We start from the raw sequence: 1878 nt of genomic DNA, 5'->3' as shown, positions 1-1878 counted from the left end.
TGAAAAGCTAGCCAAGAGTTTTGCAGCCTTTATCAAACTGGCTTTCTGCCTTCGCTACTTGCGCGAGTTATGTGTGGACAGAAAACCAGCATTTTGAGAACACAGCCTAGCGTCGGTGCAAACGTGGCGCCCGAGTGCGGGAGCAACATCAGGGGGTCAAAGAAGGAGTGTCAGCGCCAGGAACTGGCCTCTTAAGCGCCGCAAGGGAGACGCCGCAGGCCGGGAGGGGGCAGAAAAAAAAGCGGCCGCCCCGAGGCGGCCTGATGCCTGTGCGGGGAAGCTCAGCAGATATGGCAGGCGATCTGATGCTGGGACATCAGTCGCATCAGCTTCTCCGGCGGCTCCTGATCCGTGAACAGGGCGTGGATCTGGTTGAGGTTGCCGAGGTTGACCATGGCGTTGCGGCCAAACTTGGTATGGTCGGCGGCCAGGAACACCTGGCGGGAGTGGGCGATGATGGCCTGGGCGATCTTCACCTCGTGATAGTCGAAATCGAGCAGGGAGCCGTCGCTGTCGATGCCCGAGATGCCGATGACGCCGTAGTCCATGCGAAACTGGCCGATGAAGTCGCGGGTCGCCTCCCCGACAATGCCGCCATCCCGGTTGCGGATCTCGCCGCCGGCGATGATGACGGTGAAGTCATCCTTGGCGGTCAGGATGCTGGCGACGTTCAGGTTGTTGGTGACCACGCGCAGCTCCCGGTGGTCGAGCAGGGCCCGGGCGATGGCCTCGGTGGTGGTGCCGATGTCGATAAAGAGCGACGAGCCGTCGGGGATGTTGGCGGCCACTTCCCGGGCGATGCGCTCCTTCTCCTTGAGCTGCATCACCTTACGGGCACTGTAGGCGGTGTTGACGGTGCTCGAATGCAGTGAGGCCCCGCCGTGATGGCGCCGGATCTTGTTCTGTTCGGCGAGATCGTTGAGATCCCGGCGAATGGTCTGGGGGCTGACGTCAAAATGGGTCACCAGATCGTCGGTCGAGACGAAACCCTGCCGGGTCAGGACGTCCAGGATCTCCAGATGTCGTTGGGTTTGCTTCACGCTTGCACTCCGCAGATGAGACGAAAAAAGGCCCCGGCAGGTGCGGGGCCTTTGGCAGTGTACCTGATCCCTTTTCCAATCGATAAGGGCAGGATCACGTTTTATGCCTTATGGGCAGCCGCCTTGGCGGCAATCGACTCGTTCTCGTGCTTGAGGGTCATGGCCAGCAGGATGATGGAGAGCACGCAGGAGACGGTGAGCACCATGAAGCCGCCGTCCCAGCCGAAGTGGTCAACGGTGTAGCCCAGCATGGCGTTGGCCGCGACCGCGCCACCCAGATAACCGAACAGGCCGGTGAAGCCCGCCGCGGTACCGGCCGCCTTCTTGGGCGCCAACTCCAGGGCGTAGAGGCCGATCAGCATGACGGGGCCATAGATGAGGAAGCCGATGGCGACCAGGGCCATCATGTCGATGGTCGGGTTCCCCGCCGGGTTGAACCAGTAGACCAGCACGGAAAGGGTCACCAGCACCATGAACAGGATGCCTGCCGGGGCGCGGCGGCCCTTGAACATCTTGTCGGAGATCCAGCCGCACAGCAGGGTGCCCGGGATCCCCGCCCACTCATAGAGGAAGTAGGCCCAGGAGGAGTGATCCACGCTGAAGTCCTTGGCCTCTTTCAGATAGGTGGGCGCCCAGTCCAGCACGCCGTAACGGATGAGGTAGACGAAGGCGTTGGCGATGGCGATGTACCAGAGCAGCTTGTTGTGCAGCACGTACTTCATGAAGATCGCGAATTCAGATAATAACTGCAACACCCATGGTGCATAGGAGAGAAGAGGCCAACTGCCGGTTCTGGTACGCTTCTTCTCGCCAAAGAAACAAAGCGGAACACCATGAG

General features: G+C 60.9%; 2 protein-coding genes and 1 pseudogene. 1 reads left to right on the top strand and 2 read right to left on the bottom strand.

The features are described 5' to 3' along the window. A pseudogene (locus PG883_RS23335) lies at positions 1 to 97 on the top strand (IS5-like element ISAs34 family transposase); the annotation flags it as partial. A gap of 184 nt (positions 98 to 281) precedes the next feature. On the opposite strand, the gene PG883_RS23330 reads toward PG883_RS23335, so the two are convergent. After that, the gene (locus PG883_RS23330; RefSeq protein ID WP_010674233.1) at positions 282 to 1040 is read right to left on the bottom strand and encodes a DeoR/GlpR family transcriptional regulator; all 759 of its coding nucleotides are present in this window, start codon (positions 1038 to 1040) and stop codon (positions 282 to 284) included. Between the two features lie 101 nt (positions 1041 to 1141). Next, a partial coding sequence (locus PG883_RS23325) for an MFS transporter (RefSeq protein ID WP_270808434.1) occupies positions 1142 to 1878 on the bottom strand: 737 nt, incomplete at its 5' end.

It is taken from the genome of Aeromonas sp. QDB25 (genome assembly GCF_027707725.1).
In the GTDB taxonomy this organism is placed as follows: domain Bacteria; phylum Pseudomonadota; class Gammaproteobacteria; order Enterobacterales; family Aeromonadaceae; genus Aeromonas; species Aeromonas caviae.
Note: the sequence above shows the minus strand (reverse complement) of the source record. Positions and strands in the feature narration are given on the sequence as shown.